Source organism: Ornithinibacillus salinisoli, from assembly GCF_042684965.1.
Taxonomy (GTDB): domain Bacteria; phylum Bacillota; class Bacilli; order Bacillales; family Amphibacillaceae; genus Ornithinibacillus; species Ornithinibacillus salinisoli.
On record NZ_JBHUMI010000005.1, the window covers coordinates 85,967 to 112,634 of the forward strand.

The 26,668-nt window shown below is 35.0% G+C and carries 26 protein-coding genes and 1 other annotated feature; of the genes, 10 read left to right on the plus strand and 16 right to left on the minus strand.

Annotated elements, in window-relative coordinates; all coding sequences use genetic code 11:
* Nucleotides 1-311: 311 nt before the first annotated feature.
* The gene (locus ACFSTA_RS02915; protein WP_377555058.1) at nucleotides 312-461 is read right to left on the minus strand and encodes a hypothetical protein; all 150 of its coding nucleotides are present in this window, start codon (nucleotides 459-461) and stop codon (nucleotides 312-314) included.
* 122 nt (nucleotides 462-583) lie between these two features.
* On the opposite strand from ACFSTA_RS02915, the gene ACFSTA_RS02920 reads away from it, so the two are divergent.
* Nucleotides 584-1,021 carry a YugN family protein gene (locus tag ACFSTA_RS02920; protein ID WP_377555059.1) on the plus strand — a complete coding sequence of 146 codons (438 nt, stop codon included), beginning with the start codon at nucleotides 584-586 and terminating at the stop codon, nucleotides 1,019-1,021.
* Between the two features lie 112 nt (nucleotides 1,022-1,133).
* Complete coding sequence (locus ACFSTA_RS02925) at nucleotides 1,134-1,538, plus strand: hypothetical protein (protein ID WP_377555060.1); 405 nt, start codon at nucleotides 1,134-1,136, stop codon at nucleotides 1,536-1,538.
* 417 nt (nucleotides 1,539-1,955) lie between these two features.
* Here ACFSTA_RS02925 and copZ read toward each other — a convergent pair whose 3' ends face one another.
* From copZ to ACFSTA_RS02945, 4 genes are all read right to left on the minus strand, one after another.
* Entirely contained in the window at nucleotides 1,956-2,159 is a 204-nt protein-coding gene (gene copZ, locus ACFSTA_RS02930) for a copper chaperone CopZ (RefSeq protein ID WP_377555061.1), read from the minus strand.
* 29 nt (nucleotides 2,160-2,188) lie between these two features.
* On the minus strand, nucleotides 2,189-4,573 hold the full coding sequence (locus ACFSTA_RS02935; protein WP_377555062.1) for a heavy metal translocating P-type ATPase: 2,385 nt from the start codon (nucleotides 4,571-4,573) through the stop codon (nucleotides 2,189-2,191).
* A gap of 12 nt (nucleotides 4,574-4,585) precedes the next feature.
* The gene (locus ACFSTA_RS02940) at nucleotides 4,586-4,888 is read right to left on the minus strand and encodes a metal-sensing transcriptional repressor (protein WP_377555063.1); all 303 of its coding nucleotides are present in this window, start codon (nucleotides 4,886-4,888) and stop codon (nucleotides 4,586-4,588) included.
* A gap of 186 nt (nucleotides 4,889-5,074) precedes the next feature.
* On the minus strand, nucleotides 5,075-6,265 hold the full coding sequence (locus ACFSTA_RS02945) for a D-alanyl-D-alanine carboxypeptidase family protein (protein ID WP_377555064.1): 1,191 nt from the start codon (nucleotides 6,263-6,265) through the stop codon (nucleotides 5,075-5,077).
* A 319-nt stretch (nucleotides 6,266-6,584) separates the two neighbouring features.
* Here ACFSTA_RS02945 and ACFSTA_RS02950 point away from each other — a divergent pair, with 319 nt between their 5' ends.
* From ACFSTA_RS02950 to ACFSTA_RS02960, 3 genes are all read left to right on the plus strand, one after another.
* Complete coding sequence (locus tag ACFSTA_RS02950; protein WP_377555065.1) at nucleotides 6,585-7,061, plus strand: hypothetical protein; 477 nt, start codon at nucleotides 6,585-6,587, stop codon at nucleotides 7,059-7,061.
* 113 nt (nucleotides 7,062-7,174) lie between these two features.
* Nucleotides 7,175-7,699 carry a hypothetical protein gene (locus tag ACFSTA_RS02955; RefSeq protein WP_377555066.1) on the plus strand — a complete coding sequence of 175 codons (525 nt, stop codon included), beginning with the start codon at nucleotides 7,175-7,177 and terminating at the stop codon, nucleotides 7,697-7,699.
* A gap of 402 nt (nucleotides 7,700-8,101) precedes the next feature.
* Nucleotides 8,102-8,314: a hypothetical protein gene (locus ACFSTA_RS02960; protein WP_377555067.1), complete on the plus strand. Its 213-nt coding sequence runs from the start codon at nucleotides 8,102-8,104 to the stop codon at nucleotides 8,312-8,314.
* Nucleotides 8,315-8,372: 58 nt separating this feature from the next.
* Here the strand turns inward: ACFSTA_RS02960 and ACFSTA_RS02965 are convergent, their stop codons facing one another.
* On the minus strand, nucleotides 8,373-9,518 hold the full coding sequence (locus ACFSTA_RS02965) for a nuclease-related domain-containing protein (protein WP_377555068.1): 1,146 nt from the start codon (nucleotides 9,516-9,518) through the stop codon (nucleotides 8,373-8,375).
* Between the two features lie 157 nt (nucleotides 9,519-9,675).
* On the opposite strand from ACFSTA_RS02965, the gene ACFSTA_RS02970 reads away from it, so the two are divergent.
* Entirely contained in the window at nucleotides 9,676-10,506 is an 831-nt protein-coding gene (locus ACFSTA_RS02970) for a hypothetical protein (protein ID WP_377555069.1), read from the plus strand.
* A 92-nt stretch (nucleotides 10,507-10,598) separates the two neighbouring features.
* Here ACFSTA_RS02970 and ileS read toward each other — a convergent pair whose 3' ends face one another.
* The 10 genes from ileS to ACFSTA_RS03020 form a co-directional block, all read right to left on the minus strand.
* On the minus strand, nucleotides 10,599-13,685 hold the full coding sequence (ileS, locus tag ACFSTA_RS02975) for an isoleucine--tRNA ligase (protein WP_377555070.1): 3,087 nt from the start codon (nucleotides 13,683-13,685) through the stop codon (nucleotides 10,599-10,601).
* Nucleotides 13,686-13,818: 133 nt separating this feature from the next.
* Nucleotides 13,819-14,071, minus strand: a binding site (T-box leader).
* An 80-nt stretch (nucleotides 14,072-14,151) separates the two neighbouring features.
* Nucleotides 14,152-15,504, minus strand: a complete 1,353-nt coding sequence (locus ACFSTA_RS02980) for a TrkH family potassium uptake protein (protein ID WP_377555071.1) — start codon at nucleotides 15,502-15,504, stop codon at nucleotides 14,152-14,154.
* Between the two features lie 474 nt (nucleotides 15,505-15,978).
* Nucleotides 15,979-16,677, minus strand: coding sequence for a hypothetical protein (locus ACFSTA_RS02985; RefSeq protein WP_377555072.1), 699 nt, complete (start codon nucleotides 16,675-16,677; stop codon nucleotides 15,979-15,981).
* Nucleotides 16,678-16,688: 11 nt separating this feature from the next.
* Complete coding sequence (locus tag ACFSTA_RS02990) at nucleotides 16,689-17,096, minus strand: permease prefix domain 1-containing protein (protein ID WP_377555073.1); 408 nt, start codon at nucleotides 17,094-17,096, stop codon at nucleotides 16,689-16,691.
* The gene (locus tag ACFSTA_RS02995) at nucleotides 17,093-17,419 is read right to left on the minus strand and encodes a PadR family transcriptional regulator (protein WP_377555074.1); all 327 of its coding nucleotides are present in this window, start codon (nucleotides 17,417-17,419) and stop codon (nucleotides 17,093-17,095) included. The genes ACFSTA_RS02990 and ACFSTA_RS02995 overlap by 4 nt, the downstream gene beginning before the upstream one ends.
* Nucleotides 17,420-17,705: 286 nt before the next feature.
* Complete coding sequence (locus ACFSTA_RS03000) at nucleotides 17,706-18,413, minus strand: FAD-dependent oxidoreductase (protein ID WP_377555075.1); 708 nt, start codon at nucleotides 18,411-18,413, stop codon at nucleotides 17,706-17,708.
* Between the two features lie 100 nt (nucleotides 18,414-18,513).
* Nucleotides 18,514-18,885: an iron chaperone gene (locus ACFSTA_RS03005; protein WP_377555076.1), complete on the minus strand. Its 372-nt coding sequence runs from the start codon at nucleotides 18,883-18,885 to the stop codon at nucleotides 18,514-18,516.
* A gap of 387 nt (nucleotides 18,886-19,272) precedes the next feature.
* Entirely contained in the window at nucleotides 19,273-19,662 is a 390-nt protein-coding gene (locus ACFSTA_RS03010; protein ID WP_377555077.1) for an SRPBCC family protein, read from the minus strand.
* A gap of 3 nt (nucleotides 19,663-19,665) precedes the next feature.
* Nucleotides 19,666-19,989 (minus strand): ArsR/SmtB family transcription factor, encoded by a 324-nt coding sequence (locus tag ACFSTA_RS03015; RefSeq protein ID WP_377555078.1) that lies wholly within the window; start codon nucleotides 19,987-19,989, stop codon nucleotides 19,666-19,668.
* Nucleotides 19,990-20,435: 446 nt separating this feature from the next.
* Nucleotides 20,436-21,653 carry an MFS transporter gene (locus tag ACFSTA_RS03020; RefSeq protein ID WP_377555079.1) on the minus strand — a complete coding sequence of 406 codons (1,218 nt, stop codon included), beginning with the start codon at nucleotides 21,651-21,653 and terminating at the stop codon, nucleotides 20,436-20,438.
* 185 nt (nucleotides 21,654-21,838) lie between these two features.
* On the opposite strand from ACFSTA_RS03020, the gene ACFSTA_RS03025 reads away from it, so the two are divergent.
* The 4 genes from ACFSTA_RS03025 to ACFSTA_RS03040 all read left to right on the plus strand — a co-directional run bounded on the left by ACFSTA_RS03025 (nucleotide 21,839) and on the right by ACFSTA_RS03040 (nucleotide 26,659).
* Nucleotides 21,839-22,597 (plus strand): MerR family transcriptional regulator, encoded by a 759-nt coding sequence (locus ACFSTA_RS03025; RefSeq protein WP_377555080.1) that lies wholly within the window; start codon nucleotides 21,839-21,841, stop codon nucleotides 22,595-22,597.
* Nucleotides 22,598-23,120: 523 nt separating this feature from the next.
* A complete protein-coding gene (locus tag ACFSTA_RS03030) occupies nucleotides 23,121-23,801 on the plus strand; it encodes a response regulator transcription factor (RefSeq protein WP_377555081.1) in 681 nt (226 codons plus the stop codon).
* Nucleotides 23,798-25,654 carry a sensor histidine kinase gene (locus ACFSTA_RS03035; RefSeq protein WP_377555082.1) on the plus strand — a complete coding sequence of 619 codons (1,857 nt, stop codon included), beginning with the start codon at nucleotides 23,798-23,800 and terminating at the stop codon, nucleotides 25,652-25,654. The genes ACFSTA_RS03030 and ACFSTA_RS03035 overlap by 4 nt, the downstream gene beginning before the upstream one ends.
* 276 nt (nucleotides 25,655-25,930) lie before the next feature.
* Complete coding sequence (locus tag ACFSTA_RS03040) at nucleotides 25,931-26,659, plus strand: polysaccharide deacetylase family protein (protein WP_377555083.1); 729 nt, start codon at nucleotides 25,931-25,933, stop codon at nucleotides 26,657-26,659.
* Nucleotides 26,660-26,668 lie beyond the last annotated feature (9 nt).

Genomic DNA, 26,668 nt, shown 5'->3' on the forward strand with positions numbered 1-26,668 from the left:
ATAGGAAATTGCTATGAACGACCGTTTAGCACTTTTTTCTCTCCATTCGGGCCTTCATCACCGCTATGAACGACCGAATGCATATTATTCTGAAGCAACCGATCTTTTTACGTTACTTCGCATTCTATACAATGATTAGCAACCAAGTTTACGAAAACATGCCAAAGAAAAATCCAACTAACTCGAATTCTCACCTTAGAATTTTGAATCATAGTACGGATTTTTCTTTAACTAAGACACTTTTGTTCCCGCCTCTTCATTATTCATCTGTTTTGTTATTCTCTTGTTTTGCTAATTGTCTTGATTTCGTTCTATTTCCTTTTGTTATTCTCTTGTTTTGCTAATTGTCTTGATTTCGTTCTATTTCCACTTGAATATTCATAACCAAACTCTAATCCACCAGTTTTGTTCTTATATTTTCCTGTTACTACTTTATATTGATCTTTACCTTTATATGGCACGATAAGAACCCTCCTTTTCCTTTTACTATGCTCCCATAGTGGATTTTCTATAAGAAAAGATATTATGAGGTATTTTATTCCATATTTAGTAAAAGATATAATAGAAAATACATCAAATTGGAGTGATTACTTTGATACAATTAGATACCGATATTGAAGGAAGAACAGCCCATTTTGGAGATATGATGAATATTGCAAAACACAACGGCTTTGGGTTATGTGGAAGTTGGGAGTACGATAGTGGTTTTTTTGACTCAATCGTATGGAGAGAAGGGGGCGAAACGATTTATGTGAGAGTACCATTTCATGTGTTAAAAGGTCAGTTAGACCGACCAGATGCAATACTCGAGTTTAAGAAGCCATTCGTTATCAAACATGTTGTACATATTGGATTGGATCAAGGGGAAAACTCTCTACTTGCAGCAACAGGGATAAATCAGTTTCAAGAACCTCTAGATAAAGATGGTCAAATTCGCAATAAAACAAAATGGGAAGAAGTCGGAGAACAAGCAGTAAATCAACTGGCCAGAAATATACCAGCCAACAAATCCATATCATGATTGTATAAAAATACCTTTAAGGAATATTCCTATAAGGGTATTTTTTTGGCTGAATTACCAAATGACTACTATTACGGATCTTAATGTTTTATCAACATAAAGGATGTTTTATATGTTTTCATTTCGTGGTGATGCTCACAAAATTTATCGTCAATTAAAAAAATCACCTGGCAAGATAAGCGACATTGGCTATATGAAGGAAACCGAAGAAATTCAAAACTATTATCAAACACTTGATAACGGAACTTTAAAATTAATTTACTATCGAATGGTAAAGGAAAAAAATGGTTCGGGCATTATTCCCATTTACGCAACAGCTATTCCATGGCTTCTTTTTCTGTTTTCTAGTCCATTACAGGACTACCTTTTTAAAAAGGGAAGTATTAACTGGGTGATTTTTAGCTTGATTTATGTAACGATACTAACCATTAGCTTAATACTCCATTTTAGAGAAAAAGCTTGGGCAGTCTTCCACATCGAAATTATTCAAGATATATTAAAAGAAAGAAATACATAATATGCTCGACAAAAAAGAACAAAAGCGCAAGCGCCCTTACAGGCTAAAAACGCCACGTCCTGTGCGTCGTAGCGACGTACGAACTGCGCCAGCGTAACGCTGGTGGTTCAATGTTGCCACGCAAAGTGGCGGTTTTAATTGAACAGTCCCCGTAGGAGATAAAGGAAACATGCCCCTTCATAGGGGTATGCCGACGTTGGGCGCAAAGCCCGATTTTAGTCGGCCTTCCTTTAATCTTACAGTTTAAGGATGTTCGACTATGTCGAACTGTTATCGTACGAAGGTGAGGGAAGTTGCGCTAGTCGCTGGGCGCTGGACGTGGCTGTTCCTGCCAAGAAGTATCCACAGGCATTAAATTTAATAATTTCCTAGACCACGACAAAAACCGGGTGGTGACAGGCACCCCCGGTTCTCTTTTTATGCTACGTCGTAGCCTTGGTCTTCTACGGCTTCTTGTAGTTGTTGTAGAGTTACTTTTGATTCATCATGTGTGACTTGCACTTTTCCTGTACCTAAATCTACTTCTACACTTGAAACTCCTTCAAGTTCATTTAGTGCACCTTCCACTGACATTTTGCAGTGGCCACAAGTCATTCCTCTTACATCTAAAGTTGTTTGCATCCTATATTTCCCCTTTCTTGTTTCCTTTTTTATATTTTAACTCGCTTCAATCGAAGGGAGTTAGAAACAACACTTACCGAGCTAAATGCCATCGCTGCACCCGCTACCCATGGTGCTAATAATCCGATAGCAGCAATTGGGATTCCTGCACTGTTATAAGCAAATGCCCAGAAAAGGTTTTGACGAATATTTTTTATGGTAGCTTTACTTAACTTAATTGCTTTTGGAATAAGCAATAACTCTCCGCCAAGTAGTGTTACATCAGCGGCTTCAATAGCTACTTCTGTACCAGTTCCAATGGCAATCCCAATATCTGAAATAGCAAGAGCTGGTGCATCATTGATACCATCACCAACCATAGCAACTTTCTTACCTTGTAATTGGACTTCTTTTACTTTATTTGCTTTTTCTTCTGGCAAAACTTGAGCAATTACGTTGTCGATCCCTACTTGTTTGGCGATTGCTTGGGCTGTTCGTTTATTATCCCCAGTTAGCATAATAACTTCTAACCCTAACTCTTTTAATTGACCAATTGCTTCTACTGCTGTTTCTTTGATCATATCGGCTACTGCTACAATACCGCGGTACTCTTCATTAACAGCGATTAGCATTGCGGTTTTACCATTTGTTTCATACTCCAATAACTCGTTCTCAACATGACTTACATCAATATTATTATCATTCATTAATTTTCTAGTACCAACAAGCACTTTTTCACCTGAAATTGTTGCTTGAATACCATGCCCAGGTATTGCAGAAAATTCTTCTGTTTCTACTAATCCCACTTCTTTTTCCGTAGCATAGGCAACAATCGCTTCTGCTAGTGGGTGTTCTGATCCTTTTTCCGCACTAGCCAACAGCTTCAATGTCTGATCATCACCAGTAAAATTCGTTACTTCCGGTTTTCCCTTTGTAATAGTACCAGTTTTATCTAAAATTACTGCATCCAATTGGTGGGTGCGTTCTAAATGCTCGCCACCTTTAAACAAGATACCATTTTCAGCAGCTTTCCCTGTCCCAACCATAATGGAAGTCGGAGTAGCTAACCCTAATGCACATGGACACGCAATTACAAGTACCGCAATAGCAGCAATTAATGCTGGTTCCATATTACCTGGTGTAACAAATACGATCCAAACAATAAACGTAAATATTGCGATACCGACTACAATCGGTACGAAATATCCTGAAATTACATCTGCTAACCGTTGGATCGGAGCCTTTGATCCTTGAGCATCCTCTACTACTTTAATAATGGAAGCTAATGCCGTATCTTTCCCAACCTTGGTTGCTTCCATTTCAATCGTTCCATTTTTATTTAAAGTTGAACCAATAACTGTCGATTCAAAATCCTTCTCAATCGGAATAGATTCCCCAGTAATCATGGATTCGTCTACAGAAGTTCTCCCCTTTAAGACGATACCGTCTACTGGTATCTTTTCTCCTGGTTTTACTACGATGTGATCACCAACAGATACATCTTCTACCGGGATCATCATCTCTTCACCATCTTTAATTACTCGTGCTTGTTTCGCTTGTAGATTGAGTAACTTAGAAATAGCTAGTGTAGTTTTACTTTTCGCACTTGTTTCCAAATACTTTCCAAATAAGATTAACGTTATGATAATCGCACTTGTTTCGTAATATAGATGTGGCACATGGCTAGGATTACCAATCGTTAGTAACCCCTCATATAAACTATAAAAGTAAGCTGCACTAGTTCCTAATGCTACTAGCACATCCATATTTGCACCGCCATTACGCAAGTTTTTATAGGCACCTACATAAAACTGCCAACCTATAATAAATTGGACTGGTGTTGCTAACGCAAATTGAAACCATGGATTCATGAATATATGCGGTATATAAATTCCAAATAAATGAACTAGCATCGTAATGAGTAATGGAGCAGTTAATACAGTTGAGACGGCTAGCTTTACTTTCATTTGCTTCAAGTGTTTCTCTTTTTGTGTTTGTTTCTCTTGTTCTTCTGCCTTCCTTTTGGCATCATAACCTAGCTTTTGAATTTTCCCAATCAAATCCAACTCTTCTATTAATCCGGGATTATACTCAATAGATGCACTTTCTGTCGCTAAGTTTACGTTTGCGACTTTAACTCCTTCTTGCTTATTTAGCACTTTCTCAATACGAGTAGAACACGCTGCACACGTCATTCCCAATACATCAAATTCAACTTTCTCGGTTTGCACACCATAGCCTAGCTTTTGAATTTTAGATGCGATCTCTTCTACTGTAGCTGTACCTGGATCATAATCTATACTAGCTTTTTCCGTTGTTAAGTTAACTTGAGCTTCTACACCATCCATTTTATTGAGTATTTTTTCAACTCGATTGGAACAAGCTGCACACGTCATTCCTGTTACACCAACGGTAACATGCTTTTTTTCACTCATCTTAATACCCCCCTACTTGGAGAATTGCTTCATTACTTCCATTAATTCCTCAATTGTTTCATTTCCTTCGCCAGACTTCACAGCATCACTAACGCAATGTTTAATATGACGTTCCGCTACGGAAAAACCTACTTTTTTTAACGCAGCATTGATCGCACTTACTTGTACCAAGATATCAACACAATAGCGGTCTTCTTCCACCATTTTTTGAATTCCACGCACTTGCCCTTCAATACGCTTTAGTCGATTAACAACCGCTTGCTTTTCATCTTTTGTTCGCGGTGTCGTTGGGTGATCATGAAGGAATTTATCCAAATTCATCACTTCCTTTATTTTTATAATTATACTATACCCCCCTACTGTATATTTGTCAATTATAAAAACTCAAATAAAATTATACACCGTCATTTGGGGGTTTTACTGTAGATAAAAAGTGGGATTCTAACCTATTGTTAGAATCCCACTTTCTTATGTTACACCGTACGCCATATTTTATTTGATTCAAAACATCTTTTTATTTTTTAGAAAGTAATATATTCCTCCTGATGCTACTAGTACTAGTAAGATAAATAAAGAGATCATTTCAGTAAAGTAACTTTCAAATAAAGTCATTCTCTTTTCTTTCGATTTATCTACCTGCTTTTTCATCAACGTTACTTCTTCTATGTTACGTTGTTTGGATATTTTTTGTAATGTAATGCTTTTAATAACATCTCCATCTTCCTGATTTACAAGCTGCAATGTTCCATCCTCACCTACTTCCTCGATGACTTTTTCTTCTACTTCATGTGTATAGAAAAGATTCTTCGGCAGCAAATATTCCTCACCTTCAACACGAAACGTTTTACCAGCAGAAACAAATGAAGTTTGAAAATGTTCAAATCCATAATCTAATAATTCGATAGTATCTGTATATGCTTCTATATCTAAATTATTTTTCAGGGTAATCACAATTAGGCTTGTATTTTCTCTTTCCGCTGTCGTTGCTAAAGTGTACCCAGATTGACCTGTATATCCCGTCTTTCCTCCCGTAATTCCTTCATAAGGTATTTCTCTCATTAATTTGTGATGTGTAATTAGTGTTGTGTCCCACGATTCGCCTTCCCATTCTAATTTTTCTGTTGCAAATATTTCTCTAAACAACTTATTTTTAAAAGCATATTGGGTAATTTTGGCTAAACCCTCGGCTGTTGTTACATGACTCGGTTCAAAAAGACCATGAGGGTTTTTAAAATTCGTGTTATGTACACCAACTTCTTTTTGCAAATACTCATTTATATCATCTGAGAAGTCTTTCACACTTCCACTCAAGTGTTCTGCAATTGCTACCCCTGCATCATTACCTGAATTAATTAACAATCCTTGTAAAAGCTTCTTAAGAGTAACTTTTTCTCCTTCTTCTAAATACACACTCGTACCTTCCGTATTCCTTGCATTTTCACTTACCGTTACCACATCATCCAAGTTACCGTTTTCAATGGCATAGATTGCCGTAGCGATCTTTGTCAAACTGGCCGGATACATTTTCACACTTTTATTTTTCTCATAAATAACATCACCCGATTTTGCATCGATAACGATTGCTGCTTCGCTAAGAATGTTTGGAGGAGAAATATTTGACATTCCATAAACTTGAAAAGGATATATTCCCATTAATATCAACGTTGCTATAAGTGTTATTTGTTTCTTCACGTTATCACCTGCTTTAATAATCGAATTGATAGTTAGATAGTTTTATATACATTGTAAAACTTTTTTGGCATGAAAATGTAATGGTTAAAAAAATGATAGAAACACTTAATATTGTTATTATCCTGTAACATAGGTTCAAGTAAATTTAGCAAATATAAGAATAATTACATTTACAGAGCACATATAGTTAACTATGTCGGACAAGACAGAAGGGAGAAAACAAATGCAGATAACTCTTCTTTTTATCCTTATTACAGTCAGTTCACTTTGCATACTTATGATATATAGGGTTTTTAACTATAGGAATAAGTTTACAAATATGCTAGGTATGATCGTCGCCATGTCCATGGGTATGATGATTGGTTTAACCATTGGTGTTATTGTTGGGATTTGGATAACAGATAACTTCTTTATTGCCACGGTTATCGGAATAGCTACAGGCTTAGCAGTCGGTTTTATAACAGGTATTCCAATAAGCACGATCGCAGCGCTAGATGGCATGCTATCAGGACTGATGGGAGGAATGATGGGAGCAATGCTCGGAGCAATGATACAACCTAGTTTTCAGGACTCCATTGTTCATCTAATGTTCTTTCTTCTTCTTTCCACAATATTCATTCTCTTTAATGTCATTGATCAAGAAGCGAATAAAAAACCGTCACCTTTTTATTCACATCCATTACTAACGATTATCTTGTTTGGTATGATGTTTATTCTGTTAAATCAATTAGGTCCGGTATTCAAAAACGTTGATTTACAAGATCAGTATCATCCTGAGCACCACTCAACCGAATGACTCTAGAATAATTCAATTTGAATTGATATAAAGACAGCTTCAACTTCAATCAACAACTACCTTTTCTTTCATATAATATAGTGATTTAACCTATACAAATGTGAGGTGTACTTATGGCTGATTTACCGGCAATCGACCATGGACTAATGATTGAACATTTAAATGCTCATGAAGGTGGAATCCACAAACTAAAGTCCTATCAAGGCATGGTAACAAATAACGATTTGAGGGATATTATTCACTTACAAGAGAATATAATGCGTACACATGTATGGATAATGTTAGCTTTTATACATCCAGATTACCATCAAGATATTGAACTTCCACCTCTAAGCACGGATAGCAAGAAGCAATATGTAGAAAAGGAAGGCTCTGCAGGAACTGATTTGAATAAATGGATAGCATTAGAAGCACACAATACAGCCAAAAACATGTCAAATACTAACTTTCATTCCGCTTTAATGATGAAAGATCCCAAAGTAAAGAAAGCACATATACAAATGGCATTGCAACAACTGGAAATAAAAGATAAATATGAAGACTTTTTGAAAGGTATGGGATGGGATTTTGTTTCCAATATTTCCGTTCAAGAGAGGATTAAAACCTACCTTCATTTTCAACATCTATTAAACCTGTAGGCATTAATTTTATACAAAGGCTGGGACAAAAATATGTTTTAGTCAAAAAAATCCATCCGAACTATAATTCAAAATTCTTCAATTAGAATTCGAATTAGTTTGGATTTTTCTTTTGGGTTGGTTGTTTTCGTGAATTTCATCCAACCTTGAATCTCGTTGAATTGTTGCTTGTGAGCGAATATTTCATTTTGTGAGCGAATCGTTGCTGGTTCTGAGCGAATATTTCGATTTATGAGCGAATTGCTGCTGGTTCTGAGCGAATATTTTATTTTATGAGCGAATTGCTACTGGTTATATTAAAGAATACCGCAGTACCGTATTAATGGTATTAATTAATACTAAAGCTAATCAATCCACATAAAAAAAACGTTACAACACAAGCTATTTGTTGAGGTGAGTAATGTGAAAAATAAAGATAAAAAAGCGCAATTCGAAATGCCCACACAAGCAAATCAAGATGGAGAAATCAGCATGCGTGGTGGATTAAAAGAGAACTACCCGCTGGATTCAATGAATAAAATGACAGGAGATTCTGTGGCGGAACATAAAAAGTTAGAGGCTGCTAATGAAGTTATTGCCGAAAAAGAGATTGGTCAGACATATAATAACTCCTAAATATGTATAAAACGCTGATGAGGTTTTAGTCATCAGCGTTTTACACTTGTGTTACTTATTATTCATCTTGTTCTACACCGGTTATTTTTAATTCCATTCTACTTTCATCCTCAGAAAGTTGGATATACCCCCTAAATGTATAAATTTGTCCCTCTTCAATCTTTGGAACATCTACATTTTTGGCAATCACAGCTTCCATTTGATCCGAGCCATCGGATAGCGTCATAATTTTTGTTTCACTTTCAGCATCATAATAAAAGCTATTCACAGTAGCAGAAACCTCAACATATTCTTCTGTATGATCTTCTCCGCTTATAATTCTACTTAACCCCTCCATAGAACCAACATCTATTACTTTATCTTTCTCAAGTAGATTGGCGAAGGAAAACACAATAATCGTCAGGAATACAATTAAGATGGGAACAATCACTAATAATTTTTTCCGCTTTTTTCGTGGCTGGTGACTATCCGTATCCGCCTGTAACGCTTCTTTCGGTTGTAAAACTTCGTCAACTACACGATTTACCTTTTGCAACTGTTCATCTGAATTCCCAATATTACTGTCCTCATCCTTTTTATAAGAGGCTACTATAAGATGATCGATAATCTCGTGAATGTGAAAATTCTTCAATGCATAACTTTTAAACCTTGTAGCTCCTGCTAGTATATCGTTAAAATCATTACCAATTTCATCAAAGCAGAAATGATACTTGTAGTAGTTATCTGCATCACCGGGAGCCCATGCACTGATTTGACCCCCAAATTTATGTTCAAATTCTAATTTAGAAAACCCTTTATGGATAACAGCATATCCGGTATACCGAAAAGGATCATCTAACCCTAGATCTCTATGATTTGATAACAAATAATTCTTCCATGACACAGCATAAGATTTAACTTGTGCAAATGGATTCTTATTTCCATATTTCGTTTGAAGAATACCATTTGAAAAGACATTCTCCATATCTGTAATTCGTATGTTCTTCACTTCAATAATACGAAACCCATAAGTTGGCGAGATGACTAAAAAGTCCGGTTGCACCTCTCCTATTTTCGGTTGTGCTACCACATATGTATCATCTGGCAACATGCGTTGAAGCTGATTTCCGACCTCAATTTCTGCTTCAATCTCCTTTTGGTCTTCCAGTCGTTCACACACATTCAAGGAGTTTATTAAATCACTTTTCCCGATAAAAATAGCCATTTTATACACTCTTTCGTTTCATGTTACTAATTATTATATCATTAGAAAAAGATTGTTACGTTGCAACCGTAAAATTACTTCCTTTTATTTTTAATATTTAAAGGAAGTTATATTTTCTGCTAATATAGAAGTAGATAATCAAGAGGGGCGAATACAATTGAGAAAAAAATCGAACATGCTATTGGGTTCCCTAATAGTAGTGATGAGTATATCTGCAATCTCATTTATTATTATGTTAAATCAAATTAATACAATCGAGAGACAGAATAATCTATTACAAAATGAATTATACGGAATGAAAACGGACATAAACCATATTTCCCAGCGAATATCTGAACTCAACGAAAGCGAACAATGGATTCTAAACGAAGTATTCAAGCCAATTGAAGCAAACTCTACACCTGAGGAAATCCACCTATCACTGACAATCTCCTTAAAAGAAGTGGGAGAGGGGAATACGGTACACGTGCTTTATAAAGAGATAGAGAAGTCCGATTGGAAAGAAGCACCAGCAAACCATACGGAAGGTCTAAATTACCGTGCTTCCTTACAATTATCTCCACAAAAAGAGTATGTGTACCAAGTGGTTAGTGATGGAGAAATTAGTAGAACGGATGAACCTAAAGAAATCCCTTCACATATTTATCGCCCTGCACCTCTTACTATAATTAGTGACGGAATGGGTCGTGAATCGAATGGAGAACTGAATTCTATTCGAATTGAGCTATCTGAAAATAAGCCACTCTTCTCTTTCTTTCGTACAGAAAAAGTAATAGCTAAAATATATTATGAAGATAAGCCTGGTGAGGAAATCGAATTAGACGAAGTTGATTATGGATTCCCTGATGAAAGATATTGGCTACTGGAGTTAAATGAAACCAAAGAAAATATCAACTCAATCTACATTCGAACGGAGTATGCCAATGGGAGTATTCACGAAGGGGAGCTATATCCAAACGAAAGTTACACTGGCAAACCTCACAATTAAAGCAGTGGGATTCTAGAATATTACGGTTACACTATATCTGTACATATGAACAAAAGACACACAGTAAGAATGGTACTGTGTGTCTTTACCCATTATGCACCAATATGAATACCTACCTCTTCCCCTTCAATCGATACATATTTCATATTCTCCTTCGTGTTAAAGGAGATTTTTTTGGTTAATAGATTATTATTTATAATCAACTGATAGTCATTTATTACTTCATACATGCGATCACTTACATCAAACGTTAAAGAAACACGTTGTTCCACAGGCAAATTTAACTCTTTACGATATACTTGAACGGCACGAATCAGTTCCCGAGCTATTCCCTCTTTTCTCAAATCCTCCGTGACTTCTGTATTTAAGAGAACGGTAAACTGATCATTTGAAGCCATTTCCATTCCTTCACTGGTTGTTTTCGTTACTTGTAGGTCCTCCAAATCAACTCGTAACAATTCTTGTGACTGTGATTCAAATTCAAAATAGCCCTGTTCAATTACTCGCTTCGAATCGGTAGCAGCTATTTTTTGCAAAGCCTTTTGTGCTTCACCCACATATTTTCCTAATTTCGGTCCTGCCGTTGGAAAGTTCAGCTTCATTTCATAGTTCACGATGTGATCTTCATTTTCTCGGTATTCAACCTGTTTAACATTTATCTCATCTTCCATAATATAGCTGTATTTTTTTAATCGATCCGTTTTTTCTCCAACGACTGTCAAAGTAGATAGTGGCTGTTTTGTTTTGATATTTGATACATTTCGAGTATGCCTTGCTAGCTCAACAACCTGTAAAACTCCCGCCATTTCCAGTTCCAGCTTTTCATCAATAATCATTTCATCTGCTTGTGGGAAGTCTGCTAAATGAACACTATCACCGGTTAAATTCAAGTGAATATCCTCTGCTATAAATGGTGTAAATGGGGCTAATAGTTTACTTGTTGTCACAAGCACTTCATCTAGTGTATGGTAAGCAGCTAATTTATCAGCGTTCATCCCCTCGCTCCAAAAACGATCTCTAGATCTTCGTATATACCAATTACTAACCTCTTCAACAAAATCAGCTAGCTCTCTGGCTGCAGGATTAAATGCGTATTCCTCCAAGTGTTCCGTAACCTTTTTCGTGACAGTATTGAGCCGCGATACTATCCATCTATCTAACAGGGAGCGTTTCCCTTTGCCATGGTAGGTAACGTCAAACTGATCAATTTCTGCATACATCGTATAAAAAGAATGAATATTTGTTAATGTGTCTACTAGCTTTGATTTTGCTTGACTTACAATTTTTGCAGAGAATCTTTTGTTATTCCAAGGTGCACTATCTACGAGTAGAGACCAACGAAGGGCGTCTGCACCATACGCTTCCACTAAATCCATTGGGTTAATTACATTTCCCTTACTCTTCGACATTTTCCTTCCATCTTCATCGAGAATATGTCCAAGCGACAATACTCGTTTATAGGATGATTTTCCAGTAAATAATGAAGCTACCGTTAATAAGCTATAGAACCACCCTCGCGTCTGATCCACACCTTCCACAACAACATCAGCAGGAAATTGCTTATGAAAGACTTCCTGATTTTCAAATGGATAATGATACTGTGCAAAAGGCATGGAACCACTATCAAACCATACATCTATGACTTCGTTCGTACGTTTCATTTCTCCTTGGCAAGAAGAACAGCTAAGTATTACTTTGTCCACATATGGTTTATGAAGCTCTACGTTATCGGGTACTGAATCAATTGCATGATCCTTTAAATCCTGGATACTTTTTGGTGCATATTGATGATCACACGTGCTGCAAATCCACACATTAAGCGGTGTACCCCAATAGCGATTACGACCGATATTCCAATCAACCATGTTTTCTAGGAATTTCCCAAAACGACCGTTCTTCATATGTTCTGGGTGCCAAGTAATCGTCTCGTTATTTTGCATGATGACGTCTTTTATTTCCGTTGTTTTAATAAACCACCCCTCCATCGCATAGTAAATGAGTGGTGAATCGCAACGCCAGCAATGGGGATAACTATGCTCATATTTTTCTTTAGCAAATAGCAATCCGCTATCAGCTAGCATCTTAATGATTTTTACATCAGAGTCTTTCGCAAACTCGCCAGCTAATGGCGTAATTTCTGTGGTATAGCAACCAGCCTGATCAACAACATTAACAAAATCAAGTCCACTTGTTTGAATTGCATGGTAGTCATCTTCACCATGCGCTGGTGCCAAGTGAACGATTCCTGTACCACTCTTATCAGTTACAAAATCAGCCGCAATCACTTCATGTCCTTTTTCTAAATGTAGCAAATCAAAAGGCGGTTGATAAGATAAACCGACAAACTCACTCCCTTTATGGTTACTAATTATTTCGTATTGATCAGACATCACTTGATCCACTAAATTTTCTGCAACAATATAATATTCACCCTGATACTTTACTTTCACATAATCCAAATCACTATGAACAGCAAGTGCAACATTTGCAGGAAGTGTCCACGGTGTTGTTGTCCAACCAAGGAAAAATTCATTTACTGCCCCTTCTACTTTGAACTTAGCAGTAACAGATAAATCTTTTACATCCTTATATCCCTGAGCTACCTCATGAGAGCTTAATGATGTTTGACAGCTCGGACAGTACGGTGTCACACGATGTCCCCGGTATAAAAGATCCTTTTCATGAATCTTAGCCAAAATATACCAAACACTTTCGATATAGTTATTCTGAAGGGTTATATATGGATCATCCATATCTACCCAATACCCAATTACCTCTGTAAAAACTCTCCATTCTCTTTCATAATCAAAGACACTTGCCTTACATTCCTCAATAAATTTCTCGACACCATACGCTTCGATTTCCTTTTTTCCCGAAATGCCAATTTTCTTCTCTACACCGAGTTCAACTGGTAGACCATGTGTATCCCACCCAGCTTTGCGAATCACTTGGTATCCTTGCATCGTTTTATAACGACCAATAAAATCCTTAATAACCCGTCCTAAAACATGACCAGCATGAGGCAATCCATTTGCCGTTGGTGGACCTTCATAAAACACAAACGTTTCGTTACCTTCTCGGTTTGAAATCGATTTTTTAAAAGTGTGTTCTTTTTCCCATAATTCCTTGATACGATTTTCTCGTTGTAAGGTGGACTCGCTACTATTAACCCTTTTCATGTTCTCACTCCTTTATTTCTTTTAGACAACTTGGCTATTGCCAAGCTTATGGCACTAGCCTTAGTTGCACTTATCCAGCATAAGAAACCTTAAACTTTCTTATTTGCCAAAAAACACAAAAACTCGCCCCTATAATAGGGACGAGTTCTCACCCGTGTTACCACCCTGATTCTAGCAATCGCTTTATTCTTGCAATTAGCTAGCACTCAATCAACGTACCATCATACGCGATCCTTGTAACGGCGGATTCCCGGGAAAACTTAAAACAAGTTCAGCTTTCCTTCTCGGAGAGGATTTTCTGTACGAACTGAACATTGGCTTTCACCAAAGCGCCAACTCTCTGTGAATCAGGACCCGTACATACTCGTTCTCGTCAACGAATTTTTAACCGATTTATATTATGAAATAATATAGCTTATGTCTCGATCTTTGTCAAGGTGAATTTTACGTCTATTCACCTAACTCTTTATCCAACAATTAATTTCTCTTTCGGATAGTGGTAATTAACAGCTGTTTTTTCATGATGGAATATAAAGATAAAAGAAAGAATTCCTATTCTTCCGATGAACATTAATGCAATAATAACTGTCTTTCCAATAGAGCTTAATTCAGGAGTTATTCCCATTGATAAGCCAGTAGTACCAAACGCAGAGCTTACCTCAAACATAATTTCCATTAAGGAAAATGGTTCGGTTTTTGTTAGAATTACTATTGCACTAAAACAAATGACCACTGCTAGGAAACTTACAACGACAGACTTTCTAATATCGTCTTCATGTATTTCTCGTCTAAATACTTTAATATTCTTTTGACCTTTGGCAAATGACATGATAAGTAGTAGTATAACTGCAAATGTCGTTGTCCGAATCCCACCTCCAACAGAACTTGGAGACGCACCGATAAACATTAAAAAACATAATGCTAATAATGTTGAGGTGGAAAACAGACTAACATCCATTGTAGCTAAACCACCGTTTCTTGTAGTTGATGATTGGAAAAATGCATAGAAAAACGACTCATGCCAGCTTTTATCCGCAAAAAAATGATTGGCTTCGAAAAGTAGTATAACAATAGTTCCGAAAATCATTAGTGAAAAGAAAGTTACTGTTGTTAATTTCGTATATAAACTAAAATGAGTACCGAATTTATTTTTATTTTTGATAAAATCCTTTAATTCCACAAGAACTGGAAAACCAATTGCTCCAAGTGTTAATAAAATCACGTTAACAATTTGCACGAAGTAATCTTTGGCAAACGGTTCAAGCGAACTACCCGTAATATCGAAACCTGCATTTGTTGTAGCACTGACAGAAGCAAATAAACCTTGTATAAACGATTCTTGCCAGGTTGGAAAATAATCAAGAAAGTGAAAGTAGGTACCTAATATTATTGTCCCTACAAGCTCTATCGCAAGGATTATTATCAATATATGTTTCATTAGATTAACTAAACCAGATAAATTAGATTGGTTTTGATCTGTACGTATTAAACGCCTCTCCTTTAAACCAATTTTCTTTCCAATTATTAGCCAAAAAAAAGTACCCAAAGTCATAATTCCAATTCCGCCAAACTGAAGGATGAATAGTAAAATAAAGACCCCTGGTGTACTAAAAGTATCTGCGGTTGATACAACTGTTAGACCTGTAACACTTATTGCACTTACTGCGGTAAATAAAACATCCAAAAAGCTCCAATTAACACCTGGATTTACTGTGATAGGTAAACTAAGTAAGCAAACAGATATTATTACAGCAATCACATAAAATAACACGATAATCTGTGCAGGACTTAAGTTATAATTTTTTAATCTTTCTATCATAAGGTATTTCTCCTTCAATACTAATGTCTGTTTAAAATAAAAATATCTCGCATAATATTGTCCTTAGATAAACCTAGACCTTCCTCTTAAAATGCTTGCGTTGTTGGTTGCAAAATTAGAGACCGTGAATATCACTTCTTACTTAGCAAAATACAACCAAAAGATTAAGTAAACTATCGCAAATAGTTCCACGGCTCAATCTTTGATTCTGTGATTATATAGTTTCTGATTATGTACGAGTTAATATGTTATAATCTACTCCTGTTTTATTTCCTTGTCAATAGCTCCATAGGTTTCTCGAAGGCTATATTTATCCTGTGTTTATTCATTATTTTGTTAGTACTTATCTCTCTAGATAACTGGATCTGTTTTTATACAAAAAAAACCGAGAAAGCATACATTTGTATGTTCCCGATTCTCCATTGGCGTATTTGATGAAAATCTACTATAAAGTCGGTGTGACGCCATTTGTAATTAACTGTAGTTTTTTAATTCGTATGATTTGTGGGATATATTCTTCTGTGCAGTTTCGGAATATAATTCTAGTTGTCTCTTATGGACAAAGAAATACATACTTAGTGGCCACCAAAGAACTACAAAGATTGGGTATATTGCCCAGATCTCATGTGGTGAAGAAATTGCATTTACACTGATAAAAAACACACTAATAAATATGGAGGCGTATATAGAAAATCTAACATATGCCTTTCTTTTCACATGATAAATTGTTAATGGCCACCATAACACTGCAAAAGCAGGGAATATCACCCATGGGTACTGGGGAGAAAGAAATAGATTTAAGACTAAATAATATATAATAATACTACCGCTTCCTATTATTGCCACTGGCATTGTTTGTGCCCGCTTCCCCAAAATTACAAGGATTGGATATATAGCAAGTGGCGCAACTGCATATAGAAACCACGGATACCCCGGCGTACTCATAAAGTTCTCTACAATTAGGTATATACTGATCCCCAGACTACTTAGAATGGAAAATAAAGTGTATTCCTTTTTCTTCATTAAATAAAAACCAATAGGAAACAATAACAATGCAATGGAAGGATATACGGACCAAATATATTTAGAACTAGTTATGAAGTTTATTGTTATTAAAAAAACAATAGTCATCAAACTACCTGCCACAACAAAACCAACATCATATTTCTTCATTTAGTTCCCTCCTATTTTATTCGCTTCCAATTGAAGTACATCGTCAACGGCCACCATAATACTGCGAATACTGGATAAACAAACCAAATAACATTCGGCGTATAATAGAAATTGATAAAAGTAAATAATGAAATGATCAGTATACTTCCCCATATGGAAAACCCTAAGTTTAGTTTTGTGGTACGTTTCTTTTTAGCATTAGATGATTGATTAACGCCTAATTCCTTTCTTAGATCTTCAATATCACCAAACTCAACAATTGCTTTATTAATTGCATCTTCTTCCTCTTTTCCTTGCTCCATTATATCCCATACTTTTTCTTCTAAATTTTGCAAGACCTCTTGCATAATTGCATTTCTTTGTTCACTCTCCGGTACATCTTTAAATAACTCGTTAACATGGTCTCTTAATTGCTTCAATTTAATCCCTCCATAAATAAATCAATAATCTCCTTTGTGACCTTCCATTCTTCCACCGTTTCTTTTAAAAATGCTTTTCCAAGTGTTGTAATTGTGTAATACTTCCTTTTCCCACCTTTAGAAACACTTCCAAAATATGACTCAATTAATCCATTTTTTTCAAGCCTTTGAAAAACAGCATATAACGTTGCTTCCTTAATTTGAAAACGATTATCTGTTCGATAGCTAATTTCCTTAGAAATTTCGTAACCATACCTATCCTGTTCCATAACTAAACGCAAAATAATCGAATCCAAATGTCCACGAATTATATCACTTCTCATTTCATTGCCACTTCCTTAAACATCATTACTCTTTCTGATAGAGTAATCGTATCACTAAGTACTCTATCTGTCAAAGTAATTTTTGGATATTTATTTTAGTTAATTATTATTCAACATTGTCATTACCAATTTTTGCAATAACAACTATAAAAAAAAACTCTGCTCTTTTAATTAAGAGCAGAGGGTGTTCAGCTTTCCTCCTCAGATTGGGTTTCTGTCTACTGAACATTCGCTATAGAATAGGATCTAAAAGAATTAGGAGTAGTATACTATCCATTAGTATTAACTAATACCCAATTAAGACATCCTTTTTGATATTTCGTTTTGCAATACTGTGATTTCTTAAGTAAATAGAAATAGAATTTACCATTGACTTCGGTCCTGCTACATAGTACTTACTATTGTTCTTATATAAAGTGGTTAACCTGTCTATCTCTTGATGTAAGTCATCCCTTGAATCGAGGTAAGTTACACTTATTGAAGTATTGTTAGCAATTTCATCTAGTTCATCTTTATATATGTATGACTTTTTGCTATCCAAATAAAGAAGATGTATTGGCTCCTCAATGCCATTTCCTTCCGCTTCTATTTGCTTTACTATCGATCGAAATGGTGTAATTCCCATTCCACCTGCAATTAGAATTGAAGGACTGTTATCCTCTAAATAAAATGACCCTACTGGCCCACTCATACTAACTTTCATCCCCTGTTTTAGTTCTAACATCGCTTTCTTAAAGTCACTTGGATCATCACTAATGCCTATTGTTATTTTAACAACATTCTCATTTGGAGCAGACGCCAAAGTGAATGGACGTGTAGCGTTTTTTATAGACTTATGAGTAATATTAAACAAACCATGTTGCCCTGCTTTCCAGTTTAAATCTTTCTCTTTTTCAAATAGAAAGGTATATACACCTTCTGATTCTTTGTAGCTTTCTAAAAATAATAACTCTCTCTTTTTGAATATTGATAACATATCTTGAAAAAAACTCATTTTCTTGTCTCCTTTTTTATAATTAGCTCCCCCATACTTATCTGAAGCAGTTAATTGCATTACGAATTCATCAAAAGAACATGGGTTTATCCCTTTTAAATTATTTCCGCCAAAAAGTTGAACAGTCTGCCTTATCCAAAATATTATATTCAATCATTTTCTCAAGTAATGAGAAATCAACTGGACTATCCCATGGGAATCGTACTAACATCTTGCTGTGATCATAACCAGCCTGCACAATTTCATCAGAAAAATGAATAATCCCTGCCCTTTCAGGGGCAACAGCCAAATGTTGCTTGGATACGCTAAAGCCAATAATATATGTGCCGTGATCGGTAAACATAGGTTGATTCCACGCAATTTTCGGTGTTAAATTTGGAAATTTATTAGTGACCCAAGCCAAAACTTCCTCTGTTCGGTTGCGATGTTTTGGGTTATCAATCTGCGCTAAAAATTCATCAAAAACTTCCATGTTGTTCCCTCCTAAAATAAAAATGATGTCTTCAGAGAAGTTCTTCAAACCCTTCTTTATTAAACTTCTCAAAGAGCTACTCAGACTCGTTCTTAAACAACACCTATTTCCAAGGTTATACTTAACAATTTGTACATCGCTTTCATTTTTTTGAGAATTGGGTATTAAAAATCCTAAATATAGAAAGCGCAACAACAATTACTTTCTCACTCAAAAAACTTCATTTATTAAACTCTTTCCCTCGATAGTCGATCTATTTAACTGCGTTTGCATTGTATTTTGTATCATTATTTCTACTAATAAAACAACGGCCCAGTCCTATACTGAGCCATTTGCTTTTTCCTATACGTTAGCTTAATACTAAAAAACAGGTTCAAAAGTTTAGTCTTATACTTCCTCTAACGCTTTTTTTAGTTTTTCAACCTTATCCGCCCAACCATATTTCGCCCCATTGAACGCTTGGTCTTCTTTTTCGAATCCAGTATGTTCGAGATGTAAGTAAGTTGTTCCACCCTCTTGCTTCAATGTCCATGTGACTATAGTGTTTATCGGACCACCTACCCATGTGTAAGATAACTTATAAGGTTCATCCACTACTAATACTTCACAATCTACAATTAAATTCCAATCATCATTTCGAAATTGACTTTTATGTCCTACGATTGGTTTAAAGTTATTTTCCATTATCCATATTGCAAGAGTATCCGAATCTGTTAATGCGTTCCACACCTTATTGATTGAACTTGAAAACTGAAAATCCAATGACAAATCTGCCATTATTTATTCCTCCTCTAATAATTTTTTTAAAAGTACCACTTTGTCTTTCCAAAATTTCTCATAAAAGGTTACCCAATCCTTAATTTCCCTTAAGGGAGCAGCATTTAGTCGATACCTTGTTTCCCTACCTACTTTTCGATCCGCAACTAGACCTGCTTCTTTAAGAATAGCCAAATGTTTAGAAACAGCAGTACGCCCCATTTGAAATTGAGCAGTTATTTCGTAAAGAGGTAACTCTTCTGCATCTGCCAACAAACGCAACACCTTACGTCTTGTTGGGTCAGCGATGGCTACATAAACATCACGCTCTTGATTATTATCGTTCAAAATCACTCATCCTTATAAATTGGACACCAATTAGTGTCTTTATTATATGACACCAAACAGTGTCCAGTCAATTTTTATTTTTGACATAATAGTATTTTTTTTATTCTCCTATCATCATGTATATAAGTTTCTTTACATTTTATTTATTCAATAGATTTATCTCAATTTCCTTAAATTTATTTAATCAGTTTCAACTAAGCCAATCCATCTGATTATGGCCAATGAATTTAGCACCATTGCCTTACTTTTTTCCACTAGGTGGTAAAGATTGTACCAGGAAATGACAGACGTTGACCACTGAATGCTTTTATATAATTAATGAGCACAGGATAGATTAACTCTTGTATTACGTAGTAGACTCTTACTATGCAACAAGTGTATTTATTTTATCTATAAAACCTAAAAAAGACCACTTCTATCTAAAGTGGCCTTTTCCTGAAAGTAAATTAATAGTTAGACTTGTAACTTCTAAATGTATGCCCTCTCCATAGAATGGAAAGAGCAATTATTAATCCAACAATAGAAAAGGACAGAATGACTAATTGAATATCAAATCCTCTTGAAACGAGTAGAGTTACAGTTGCATAGGCAAGCGGATCAAACCCGTTCATGGCTAAAAAGACTATACTCATGACCCTTCCCATAATGCGGGGATCGGTATTTTCTTGTGCTGAAGCGAAAAATGGGATGGATACAAATGTCATGGTAAATCCAATTAAGAACGCTAACGCTGTTAAAATATACAAATTAGGAATTTGACTAAAAGCTACAGCTACTATTAATGTCGCAATTAATCCTGCAATCGATGTTAATCCCCTACGGCGTATTTTGATCATACCGATAATTGCTGTGCTTATTAGCATCCCAACCCCTAAAGCAGCCTCAATGTAACTAAGATTAATAGGTGTCCCTCCATAAGTTTCCACTAAAATGGGGATTGCAATGGATATTGCTCCGAAGGCAAAAAAGTTTAACGTTATTAAAATTAAGATACCTGTAATTAAAAATCTACTTGCTTTTACATAGGAAAGTCCCTCTACGAAATCTTTAAATGGTGTTTGTTTTATTGTATTGACTACTGGACCTTCTTTTAAGAAAGGTGGGAACATAAAAAAGGCGGATAACAGAACAAATATAGCTGAGACTAAATAACCTGCTGTTACTCCACCGATTTCCATGACACTCCCAGAGATAATAGGTCCAATAACAAAGCCAATTTGACCTAACCCTTGAATAATAGCATTTGCTTGTTTTATTTGGTTTTTTTGTACTATTTTCGGGATTAATGATGTTCCAGCTGGTCCAGAAAATGCATCTAATGTTCCAAAAATGGACCCCAAAATAATCAGGTACAAAAATGTTAATTGATTTGCATTGTGCAATAAAAATATGATAACTAGCAGAACTCCTTGGATTGAACTCGTACTGAACATTATTGTCGTCTTCTTGAATTTATCAGCAAGAACCCCTCCAAATGCCATCATAAGAATACGTGGCACAGTAATGGCAATAAGAATAATGCCCAATGAACTAGCAGAATTTAAATCAGAGATGACAAACCAAGTTGTTGTCATAAAAAACATACTAAACCCTATTAGCGCCAAAAAGCCACCGATAAACAGAAATATGAAGGTACGATTCCGAAATAATGATTGTTGTTCCATAGATAACCATCCTCTCAAACTTATTATAGAACCAATCATAATTTGTGACGTAATGTCGTAAGCAAACATTTTCTACTAAAAAATAGCCTGTTTTAAATTCGTTAATTTATCTTATCAAAACGTTTAACAAATGTATTGATTGTGACCTTACGTAACAGTTTATAATTCAGGAAGGAGGTATTAACATGGAAATGACAATTGGTCAGTTTGCAAAATTAGTAGGTTCAACGGTAAGAACACTAAGATACTACGATAAAATGGAGTTACTTACCCCCATAAAGTTAAATAAAAGTGGTCGAAAAGTATATACACGATTAGACTGGGAACTTTTTCAACAAATAATGATTTTAAAACATTTTGGTTTATCATTAAAAGAAATAAAAGAACAATTGACTAATCAGAAGTTTAAAAATCGAGAGTTGTTACAGGTACAGAAACAGTTAATTGAAAAAAAGCAAGCGGAATTAAATGATAAGTTAGAAGTAATTACGAGAATGGAGAGACTGTACAACATTGAAGGTATTTCTGAGGAAGAATTAAATGAATTTGCTTTTATAATGCTTGATTTATTTAGGAGGGAAAAATCACAAATTCAAATATTGGAAGAACATTTTACAGATGACAAGGAGATCTTGAAAGAAATAAAATTGCTTCATGATCCTGAATACAAGGAGAAAATGGATAGAGAGTTATGGTATTTAATTCAAGCAATTAGAAATGTTATTCATTATAATGATTCTACCAGCAGAAAAAAAGTACAAGAAATTCTAAACGAAATGGATAACCTATTCCCAGCGAGTGGAAACCTTATAAATCTTGTGGATGATGATTATTTTTTAGCTAAGTACAATCATGAGTTTACTAATTATTTTCCTGAAAGCATAGCCAACTATATTTATAAAGAATTGAAAACATATTATGATGAGAACGATAATAATGAATAGGATAAGACAGTACTGAAAAGCAAATGATTTTCAAGAGCCTTTGTTCCAATAACCAAGCTAATGTTGAGTAAGAAAGGCGAAAAACAATAGATTTATTTACTGCGCAGTACAACGATACTGTTCAATAGATAATGAAATTCCGCAGCCGGGCGTGATTGCGGAAGACCATAAGCCTAATTCTTCGGTAAAAATAAGGAGTTTAGGCTTTTAAATTTTATAATATACAACTCCTACAAAAAAACACTAGTTTCTTCAAATATAATATCTATCCAATAAATTCCCGCTTTAATTAACCAATCGATTTTCATCTCTTATTATTTTCCCCATTTTTACATGATAGCAATTAAAATCTTATTAAACTAAAAACATTTTAATTTAGGCGTTAATGCAATTATTTCCTATTCATTGCTGTCAATCTTCATTTTATCTTTACATATTTTTGTTACTATTTATTTGTTAGAATTAAAATACTTAAATATCGGATATAACGCAAAACAACTATAAAATTCAGGAGATATTTCTAATGAAAAAAACAGTTTTAATAGTAGAAGATGAAAATATTTTACGGGAAATAAGTAAAGATTATTTCTTAGATGCTGGTTGTGATGTTTTGGAAGCAAGAGATGGGACGGAAGCAATAGATTTATTTGAAAATTACAGCATTGATCTAATTATTTTAGACATTATGATGCCCGAGTTAGATGGATGGTCAGTCTGTAAAAGAATCCGTGAAAAGTCTGTTGTTCCTATCATTATTTTGACAGCACGATCAGATGAAGAAGATACATTATTAGGTTTTGAATTAGGTGCAGATGACTATGTCACCAAACCCTATAGCCCACGTGTATTATTGGCAAGAGCCAAACGTTTACTGACATCTCATTCCCCTACTCCAAACAAAAAGAACCATATATTGACTAGTCAACATATTGAAGTAAATCTTCAATCTCATTCAGTAAAAGTGGATGGAAAACACATAGCACTAACACATACTGAGTTTGAAATATTAACGTATTTAATGATGAATAAAAATATTGTTATAACTAGGGAACAATTAATTAATCAAGTATGGGGATATGAGTATACCGGAGATGATCGAACAATCAATACACATATGCGGAATTTGAGAAATAAGCTTGGGACAAGTTCAAAGCAAATTAAAACAATTGTGCGGGCCGGTTATAAATTTGAGGAGAAATCATGAAAAATAGGATTGTAGGAAAGTTATTCCTTTTAACATCAGGATTATGTTTGTTTATCATACTAGCTATATTTATCGGTCAAACTTTATTTTTTGAACGATTTTATGCCGAGAAAAAAGTCGATCAGTTAACTGAAGCTATTGCATCTTTTCGTCAAGAATATCTAAACATTGATGAGGAGGATAGGTTGCGACAACTGGAACAAGACTTTTACCAGGAGCATAATGCTTCGATTGTCGTGTTAGATGAGAATGGCAACATAAAAGGGACAGAAGACTATTTTATTGAACTAGAAAAAACATTTATATACGCAAATACAAGTAAAAGAAAAATCGAAAGAAAATATGTTGAAAATGTGCCGATAAAAATTCCTATTTATTATTTAATCAATCAAGAGGAGCTTATAAATCAAGAGAATACCCTTAACGAATATCCAACCATTGAAGTTCAAGGGATAAAGAAAGAAAATTCTATTTATCCGTATCAATTGTTTTGGAGATCTGATGATACTTTTGGCAGCGTTTTTGAGGGATCCTTTCAGAAGGCACTACCCTCGGAGGCTATTGACAGCTTGTTTGATAGGCAAGGATCCTATTCCTATACACTATGGGAAAATAAGCAACTTTTGCAAGAATCTGAAAAGTTTGATGATACTTCTCTTGCGATATATGGTCACGTCAAAGATATTCATATACCAGATGTAACTCATAGTATATTTTCCAATCCAATATTGTTCGAAAAGCTAAAGGAATTCCAGGTTGACCTTTTGTTAAATAAGAATGTTGAAACAGAAGTACAGGATTTTGAGAGAGATAGTATTCAATATAAGCTACTCGTTAATACAGCAAAAAATAGCAATGAGGAAACGATATATTTCTACACAATGGCTTCCTTACAACCAGTAAATGAAGCAGTACAAATGATTAAAGAATACTATATTTACATTGTTCTATTTGTTGTTACGTTAGTTTTGTTAACTGCTTTTTACTATTCGAAAGGGATCGCAAGGCCATTATTGCGTATAAATGATGCTACGAAAAGAATGACAAATTTAGATTTTTCCGAGAGAATTACCGCTCAATCCAAAGATGAAATCGGCGAATTGTCAAACAATATTAATTTTCTCTCCACAACATTGCAGTCCTATATTGATCAACTGCAACAAGATGTCGAGAAAGAAAGACAGTTGGAACAAACTCGGAAAGATTTCATTGCAGGGGTATCGCATGAATTGAAAACACCCTTAAGTATTATGAAAAGCTGTATGTCTATTCTTCAAGATGGTGTTGCTGCTGAGAAGAAGGACCATTATTTTAGCGCGATGGAAAATGAAGTGGATCGCATGGACCATCTGATCGCAGACATGCTTGAATTAGCAAAATATGAATCAGGAACATATAAACTCGAAATGGAGTCTTTTTTCATAGATGAATTAATTCGTTCGGTTTACAATCAGTTATCATTAAAAGTAAGTGATCAACAAATTGACGTAAGTCTAAACCTTCATTCAATTGAAGTAATAGCTAATCAAAATCGCGTGGAACAGGTTATTACTAATTTTCTTTCTAATGCAATTCAACATACACCAGACAAAGGGCAAATAGTAGTTTCAACTGTTAGTGAGGACGATAAGGTAAAGATCACTGTAGAAAATGAAGGAAGTTATATTGAAGAGGAGCAACTAGAAAAAATTTGGGATCGTTTTTATCAAGGAGAAAAAACTCAACGGTCAAAACAAGGAACAGGTTTAGGGCTTGCCATTTCTAAGAATATTTTAATGTTGCATGATGTCCCATTTGGGGTATTTAATACTAAAAAAGGAGTATGTTTTTACTTTCATTTAAATAAAAAATAATATTTTTTGATTGTGGTTAAACCATTCGCTTACTACTTTTTGGATAGTAAGCGAATGGTTTTTTTAGTTCGATTCAATCTTTAGCTCAAATACATTTTATCTTTATCTGATCTTTATTTTACTATACTAATCTATCAACAGACAACGTAGAATTGAGGTTTTTATATGAAGAAAGTTAGCATACTTATCTATTTCGCTTTTCTACTTATTATTTCTGCCTGTCAAAGTGATCAGGTTACGTATCAAGTGAAACCTCTAAAAAAGGAGGAAAAAAATGTGAAGTCTTTCAACAAGGATCCTACTGCACCAATAGAACCTAAAGAGAACAACGAAAAAACAGCATCTGAAAATGATCAGCCAGTGAATTCCCAAGCTACAGGAAAAGTTGTTTATCTAACCTTTGATGATGGACCTACTTCTGTAACAAAGAATATTTTGGATACGCTAAGTCAATTTAACGCCAAAGCGACATTTTTTATGCTAGAGCCTGCAATGAGAGACTTTCCAGATGTGGTTAATAAAATCATAGAAGACGGTCACGCTGTAGGAATGCATGGCGTTACACATGATAAGAATCAGTTTTATGATTCGGAACAATCTGCTCTGGAAGAAATGATCACAGCTCAGGAAACACTTCAAGAAATTACAGGCGTTCATTCCAACCTGATACGAACACCTTATGGCAGTATCCCTTATTTAACGGAAACTTATCGAGAGGTTTTGGATAGTAACGGATTTCATTTATGGGATTGGAATGTTGACAGTAGTGATTGGTCATTATCAGATGACCAATATGTAGATTCCGTTGTGGAACAAATTGAATACTTATCTAGTGCTGGGGTAACATCTATTATTCTAATGCATGATCAAGCGGAGACTGCGAACCATCTGTCAATCCTATTAACCTATTTATCTGAAAATGGATTTCAAACAAAGAAAATAGATGAAAACACCAAACCCTATAACTTTAACTGTTATGATCGTTGTCATTCACTGAATCCATAAAAAAATTAA